Origin of the sequence: Ferrovibrio sp., assembly GCF_029255545.1 — a bacterium.
GTDB lineage: Bacteria > Pseudomonadota > Alphaproteobacteria > Ferrovibrionales > Ferrovibrionaceae > Ferrovibrio.
In genome coordinates, this window is sequence record NZ_JANLJJ010000029.1 from 1 (window position 1) to 6,175 (window position 6,175).

The 6,175-nt window shown below is 62.7% G+C and carries 8 protein-coding genes, 2 tRNA genes and 1 riboswitch; of the genes, 5 read left to right on the forward strand and 5 right to left on the reverse strand.

Annotation, left to right across the window (positions count from 1 at the left end; all coding sequences use genetic code 11):
• Together Q1J79_RS04930 and Q1J79_RS04935 are read left to right on the forward strand one after the other, a co-directional pair.
• Positions 1-236: hypothetical protein (locus Q1J79_RS04930; protein ID WP_300297340.1), on the forward strand; the 236-nt coding region annotated here is incomplete at its 5' end.
• 423 nt (positions 237-659) lie between these two features.
• Positions 660-1,163, forward strand: a complete 504-nt coding sequence (locus Q1J79_RS04935) for a hypothetical protein (protein ID WP_300297343.1) — start codon at positions 660-662, stop codon at positions 1,161-1,163.
• Between the two features lie 189 nt (positions 1,164-1,352).
• On the opposite strand, the gene Q1J79_RS04940 is transcribed toward Q1J79_RS04935, so the two are convergent.
• The 5 genes from Q1J79_RS04940 to Q1J79_RS04960 form a co-directional block, all read right to left on the reverse strand.
• A tRNA-Arg gene (locus Q1J79_RS04940) sits at positions 1,353-1,429 on the reverse strand.
• Positions 1,430-1,496: 67 nt separating this feature from the next.
• The gene (locus Q1J79_RS04945; protein ID WP_300297345.1) at positions 1,497-1,793 is read right to left on the reverse strand and encodes an ETC complex I subunit; all 297 of its coding nucleotides are present in this window, start codon (positions 1,791-1,793) and stop codon (positions 1,497-1,499) included.
• A gap of 45 nt (positions 1,794-1,838) precedes the next feature.
• A tRNA-Pro gene (locus Q1J79_RS04950) sits at positions 1,839-1,915 on the reverse strand.
• Between the two features lie 130 nt (positions 1,916-2,045).
• Entirely contained in the window at positions 2,046-2,534 is a 489-nt protein-coding gene (locus tag Q1J79_RS04955) for a DUF192 domain-containing protein (RefSeq protein WP_300297347.1), read from the reverse strand.
• Complete coding sequence (locus tag Q1J79_RS04960) at positions 2,531-3,664, reverse strand: acetoin utilization protein AcuC (RefSeq protein ID WP_300297350.1); 1,134 nt, start codon at positions 3,662-3,664, stop codon at positions 2,531-2,533. Before Q1J79_RS04960 ends, Q1J79_RS04955 begins: the two co-directional genes overlap by 4 nt.
• A 96-nt stretch (positions 3,665-3,760) precedes the next feature.
• Positions 3,761-3,868, forward strand: a riboswitch (TPP riboswitch).
• 81 nt (positions 3,869-3,949) lie between these two features.
• Between Q1J79_RS04960 and Q1J79_RS04965 the strand changes: the two genes are divergently transcribed.
• The 3 genes from Q1J79_RS04965 to Q1J79_RS04975 form a co-directional block, all read left to right on the forward strand.
• Positions 3,950-4,594: an ABC transporter ATP-binding protein gene (locus Q1J79_RS04965; RefSeq protein ID WP_300297352.1), complete on the forward strand. Its 645-nt coding sequence runs from the start codon at positions 3,950-3,952 to the stop codon at positions 4,592-4,594.
• Positions 4,594-5,349: an ABC transporter permease gene (locus tag Q1J79_RS04970; protein WP_300297490.1), complete on the forward strand. Its 756-nt coding sequence runs from the start codon at positions 4,594-4,596 to the stop codon at positions 5,347-5,349. The genes Q1J79_RS04965 and Q1J79_RS04970 overlap by 1 nt, the downstream gene beginning before the upstream one ends.
• 53 nt (positions 5,350-5,402) lie before the next feature.
• The coding region (locus tag Q1J79_RS04975; RefSeq protein WP_300297492.1) for an ABC transporter substrate-binding protein at positions 5,403-6,175 on the forward strand (773 nt) is incomplete at its 3' end.

Below are 6,175 nucleotides of genomic sequence, written 5' to 3' on the forward strand. Positions count from 1 at the left end.
CGCCGGTGACCAATGCAACCTTTGCCGTTGTCATTTCTGGGTTCCTCCAACCTGTAGTCCACGGACCGACCTGCCCGGGCTTGTATTTAGCCGTCTACCATACCCGTCCGCCTGCGGCAGAAAAGCACCGGGAGAACGCCTGGCCGGCCGAACCATATGGATCGCAGATATTGTTGGCCGTTCTGCGGCGCGTTTCAGTCGGGTTTCGTCGTTTTGCGATGGTTTTGATGTGTTAAAGCATTGATTTTCATAAAAACAGAGATTTTCCATAATCAAAGATCGGGAATTCGTCATAAAGAACAATATAGCAACATATTGGGCGAAAGACAAGCCTGCCGCGCCACCCCCGCCCCTCACCGGCACCACAGCGTCGGCAGGTAGAGCGTCAGACCTGGGGTCGCCGAGATGAGCATCATTCCCCATCGGCCGCGTGGCAAAAATGCGGGTTGCACCGTGCTTAGGAGGGCTCAAGGACGAAATTGAACCGTCTACGCGGGGATATTCAGATCAGTCGAATTATAACAATATCACATACTTAGACGCAAAGCCGATGGTTCCGCCCTGCTCCCAATCAATAGCTTGCATGTGTTTTGCTAAACTATCTGATTGAATTTTGAACTTCGGCAAAGATCTAGCCGGCGAAGAACAGGACACAACAAATGTCAATTAAGACAACACAGCAAAAGGTGACCCATGCGCTACCCGACGAACCCGAGGTCCTTGCCGCAATAGGACGAATAGCGCTTCGACATGGTCAACTCGATAACCAGTTAAAAATGCTCATACGCTCCCTAACCGGAGTATCTAAAGAGGAAGCTTTAGATGCGACCAGAAGGAACGGATCAAGCGAACTACGCGACCGCATCAACAAATTAGCGAGAAAACGCCTCGGTGAAGGAACGCCATTAGTAAAGTTGCAAGCTCTGCTCACCAGAGCAGCACAAGCCACTGAAAAACGAAATCAGCTCCTACATGGCGTCTGGGGTACCGACTTGGACGGCAACCTAATGATTAGAGGAGACACTAATAATTTTGACAAAGCTCCCAGTGTCGAAGAACTGGAAAAACTAGACGACATAATAATTTCAATACTGGTCGATGTGGTTGAAGCCAGAATGAATGGTTTTCTATTCGATGCTCTGCAGAATACAAAGCGAGATTAATCACTCTATCTTTCTTTCTTTTCTCTGCACTATGACTGCGAACTCCCTGCTTGGTATTTCTGATAAAGGCCATCCGTGGCGTCTGGCCGTAGCAAAAAAGCGCGATGCTGTACTCTGGGTTTGATTGAGATTCAGTGGCTTAGCTGCAAAACTTTTGGCACCAAATTTTCATCTAAATCATTGAAAAGATGGCGTGCCCTGGTGGATTCGAACCACCGACCTGCCGCTTAGAAGGCGGCTGCTCTATCCAACTGAGCTAAGGGCACCCAAGGCCGTATTGCGGGCTGACGGCCGGCGGAGCCGGCCAAACAGGGCGCCCCGCCGGATAAAGCTTTAGCGGATTCTGGTATACGCGAAGTTATCGGCGTAGGCGCGGTTGGCCAGCTTGCGCTCGTGCGGCAGCTCGACCTCGTAATCGATGCCGCGCTTGTCGGCATAGGCTTTGGCGTCGTCCAGCGTGTCGAATTTCAGGGTGAGCTGGCTGAGCGTGCCCTGCGACCCGGTCCAGCCCATCAGCGGCTCGACGAAGCGGCTGTCGGCGGTGTCGTATTCCAGCACCCACTGCCGGGTCTTGGCCCGGCCGGACTGCATCGCGGTCTTGGCCGGCTGATAGATACGCGCCTTGGTCATGGGAAAACCGTCCTTGTGATCCTGCCAGTGACTCGTTCCGCCGGTTGGTCGGGGTGACTGGATTCGAACCAGCGACTTCCTGCTCCCAAAGCAGGCGCTCTACCAGACTGAGCTACACCCCGCCCTAAATGGCGGAAAAGCGAGGGCCTTTTAGCACAGACACCCGGGTCCGGGCCAGCCTTCCGGCCGGTCCGAACAGACTATGGCAGGGGCCTATGCCGGGGGCGGAAAAGCCCGGTTAACGGCCCGGCGCTACTTTTTCGGCGGGTTGCCGAAAATGGCATGCTGCACCCTGTCGCCCGCCTTGATGCCCAGCCGGCTGGCCGTGCCGCCATTGACCTCCAGCACCGCCCGCACCGGTCCGGCCGAGTTGATGCCGGTCTCGTCGCGCGGGATGGCGCGCTGGTGGATATTCAGGATCGTGCCATCGGCCCTGATGAAGATCATGTCCAGCGGGATGAGCGTGTTGCGCATCCAGAAGGAGGCCATCTGCTCCTGCCTGAAGTCGAACAGCATGCCGGCATCGGGCGCCATGGACTGGCGGAACATCATGCCGCGCGCCCGGCTCTGGTCGTTGTCGGCCAGCTCGACGGTGAAATGCTGCGGCCCCTTGCCGTTGGTCACGATCACCAGGTCGCTCTGCGGCAGGGTCGGCTGCGGCTGGGCCCGGACTGGAAACGCGAAGGATGCACAGAGCAGGGTCATGGACAGCACAACGGCAAACACGAACTTCAGTTTCACGCCCTCATCCTTTCCTTCACCCGCCGCAGCAACCGGCGGGTCTCCTCGCGCACCGGGCCATGGCGCGGCGCGTCTTCCAGCGTGGTGAACCAGTGCTCCGGCGGATTACGCCCGGCCGTGCGGTTCCAGCTTAAACTGCGCAGCAGGCTTTCCGCCGGGGCCGGCAGCCGTTCGGGTTTTTCCAGGTCGTTCAACTCGGCCCAGATCCCGGTCCAGCAGCGCGCCACCGACCAGGGATTATAACCGCCGCCGCCCAGCACCAACAGGCGCGGCGCGATGCCTTTCAGCGCGGCCACCGCCCGCCACAGCGCGGTGTTGGACAATTCCTGTTTCGCCAATGGATCGTCGGCCAGCGCATCGGCGCCGCACTGGATCACCATGGCCTCAGGTCTGAAGCCTTCCAGCAGCGGGCCGATGGCGTCATTGACCAATGCCGCCATCTCGTCGTCGATCATGCCGGGCGGAACCGGCAGGTTGAACAGGTTGCCGGCGCCCTCTTCTTCCAGCGTCCCCGAATGCGGCCAGCGCCCGGCCTCGTGCACGGAAACCGCCAGCACGCGCGGATCATCCTCAAACGCCTCGGCCACGCCGTCGCCGTGATGCACGTCGAGGTCCACATAGGCGACGCGCGACAGGCCGGCATCGAGGAAACTCAGGATCGCCAGCACCGGATCGTTGAAATAGCAAAAGCCCGAAGCCTGGGCCGGACGACCGTGATGGGTGCCGCCGCCGGGGCTGTAGATCATGCCCGGAGTCTTGAGCGAAGCCGGCTGGTCCAGCAGATGGCGCGCGGCGATCAGGCTGCCGCCGACTCCCGTGGCCGGGCGGCGGAACATGGTGGCGTAGACCGGGTTGCCGCCACGGCCGAGGTTGTAGCGCTCGGAATCCTCCGCGCTGATGCACAGGTCGCGCTCGGCCGCCTGCACGGCGGCGATGTAGTCCGGGCGATGGAACCGCGCCAGCTCCTCAGGCGTGGCCGGGCGGCTGTCGCGGTATTGCGCTGGCGCCAGCCAGCCCAGAGCCTGCACCAGGTCGAGCATTGTGGAGACGCGCGGAATGGACAGCGGGTGTTTCCCGCCCAGGCTGGAATGGCGGTAGATCTCGTTGGCGATCAGCAGCGGAGCCGGCATATGCCGTGAATCTAGCGGCCAGCCCAGTCTTAACAAGTGGCGGGCTTAACAAGTGGCGGGGCTTAACAAGCGGCGGCATCGCCCTATAATGGGACCTTGCCTCTGAGGGGGAGCCGATGGGCGGCTGAGAGGTCCGGGTTGTCCGGACGACCCCTCGAACCTGATCCGGTTAAGACCGGCGTAGGGATCAGCGGCGTGACCTTGCCACTCTCCTCCTCGTCTCCGAGTCCGCCTCCGGCCCTTCAATTGAGGGGCCACGGCTTCTCTTACGGTCAGCATGCCGTATTGGCTCCCTTCGCGCTCGACCTGCGGGCCCGCGAGACGGTGGCGATCCTGGGCCCGAGCGGCGGCGGCAAAAGCACCCTGCTGAAACAGGTGGCCGGGCTGCTGCCCGGACTGGAGACTCCCGTTGCCGAGACCGTGGCCTGGATGGCGCAGCAGGACCTGCTGCTGCCCTGGGCCAGCATCCGCGAGAATGTGCTGCTGGGCGCGCGGCTGCGCGGCGAGCAGCCCGATATCGCCAGAGCCGAATCCCTGCTGCGCCGGCTGGGTTTGAGCGCGTGGATGGATGCCTACCCCGCCGCCCTCTCGGGCGGCATGCGCCAGCGCGCGGCATTGGCCCGCACGCTGATGGAAGACCGGCCGCTGGTGCTGATGGACGAACCCTTCTCGGCGCTGGATGCGATCACGCGCGCCGCCATGCAGGAACTGGCCTGCGAATTGCTGCAAGACCGCATGGTGCTGCTGGTGACCCACGATCCGGCCGAGGCCTGCCGCATTGCCGACCGCGTGCTGCTGCTGGCCGGGCATCCGGCGCAGCTGCGCCCGGTGACGGACTTCGCCATGCCCGCGCCGCGTGATCCACTCTCGCCCGCCGTGCTGCCCGCCCTGCGTTTGATCCATGCCGCCTTGCAGGAGCCGCTGCCATGATGCGCCCGCTGGTCACGCTGCTCGGCCTCGTGCTGCTGTGGCAGCTGATCGTCACGCTGTTCGCGCTGCCGCCCTACATCCTGCCGCCGCCTCATGCCGTGGCGCTGGCCTTCATCAAGCGCGGCGACGTGCTGCTGACTGAGGCGACCGTGACGCTGGCCGAGATGCTGCTGGGCCTGGCTTTCGGCGCGTTGCTGGGCGCGATGGCGGCGCTTGGCCTGCTGGCCTCGCAAACGGCGCGGCGCTGGCTGCTGCCGGTGATCGTCGCCAGCCAGGCCATTCCGGTTTTTGCGCTGGCGCCCTTGCTGGTGCTGTGGTTCGGCTATGGCATGGCATCCAAGATCGTGATGGCCATGCTGATCATCTTCTTCCCCGTGGCGGCGACGCTGTATGACGGCCTGCGCCGCACCGAGCCGGGCTGGCTCGACCTGGCGCAGGTGATGACGGCCAATGCGCCGCGCCACCGCCACCGGATACTGCTGCGCATCCGCCTGATGGCCGCCCTGCCCGCCTTCGCCAGCGGCCTGAAGATCGCCGCCGCCGTCGCGCCGATCGGCGCGGTGATCGGCGAATGGGTCGGCGCCAGCGCGGGGCTGGGCTTTTTGATGCTGCAGGCCAATGCGCGCGTGCAGACCGACCTGATGTTCGCCGCGCTGATTGCGCTGGCGCTCTGCGCCGTCGCGCTCTACGCGGCGGTCGACCATCTCTCGCGCCGCCTGCTGCCCTGGCAGGCGGACACCCATGTTCTGAAGTGAAGGAGTTCAAGATGTCGTTCAGAAAGATTGCCCTTGCCACCCTGCTCAGCCTGATGCCCGTACTGATACCCGGCCTTGCATCCGCCGATGACAAGCTGGTCGTGATGCTGGACTGGTTCGTCAATCCCGACCATGCGCCGCTGGTGGTGGCGAAACACACCGGCATCTTCGAGCGCCACGGCCTGCAGGTCGAGCTGATCGCGCCGGCCGATCCGAACGATCCACCCAAGCTGGTGGCCGCCGGCAAGGCCGATGTGGCGATCTCGTATCAGCCGCAACTGCATGTGCAGGTGGCGCAGGGCCTGCCGCTGCGCCGCATTGGCACCCTGGTCGCCACGCCGCTGAATTCGCTGGTGGTGCTGCGCGACGGGCCGGTGAAATCGGTGGCCGACCTGAAAGGCAAAACCATCGGCTATTCGGTCGGCGGCTTCGAGGATGCGCTGCTCAAGACCATGCTGGGACAATACGGCCTGACCCTGAAGGACGTGACGCTGGTGAACGTGAATTTCGCGCTCTCGCCCTCGATCTTCGCCGGCAAGGTGGACGGCACCATCGGCGCCTTCCGCAATTTCGAGCTGAACCAGATGGACATCGCCGGCAAACCCGGCCGCGCCTTCTATCCGGAAGATTACGGCGTGCCGCTCTATGACGAACTGATCCTGGTGGCGCACAAGGACAAGCTCAACGACAAGCGCCTGTCGCGCCTGCTGGATGCGGTGGAGGAAGCCGTGGCCGTCCTGCATAACCAGCCGCAGCAGAGCTGGCAGGCCTTCATCAAGGAGAACAAGACGCTGGACGACGAGCTGAACCGCCGCGCCTGGGCCGC

What these genes read in the sequence shown, in the direction of transcription:
- Q1J79_RS04945 (WP_300297345.1), bottom strand. Translation starts at nt 1,793, where the DNA reads ATGACCAAGGCGCGTATCTATCAGCCGGCCAAGACCGCGATGCAGTCC.
- Q1J79_RS04935 (WP_300297343.1), top strand. Translation starts at nt 660, where the DNA reads ATGTCAATTAAGACAACACAGCAAAAGGTGACCCATGCGCTACCCGAC.
- Q1J79_RS04960 (WP_300297350.1), bottom strand. Translation starts at nt 3,664, where the DNA reads ATGCCGGCTCCGCTGCTGATCGCCAACGAGATCTACCGCCATTCCAGC.
- Q1J79_RS04970 (WP_300297490.1), top strand. Translation starts at nt 4,594, where the DNA reads ATGCGCCCGCTGGTCACGCTGCTCGGCCTCGTGCTGCTGTGGCAGCTG.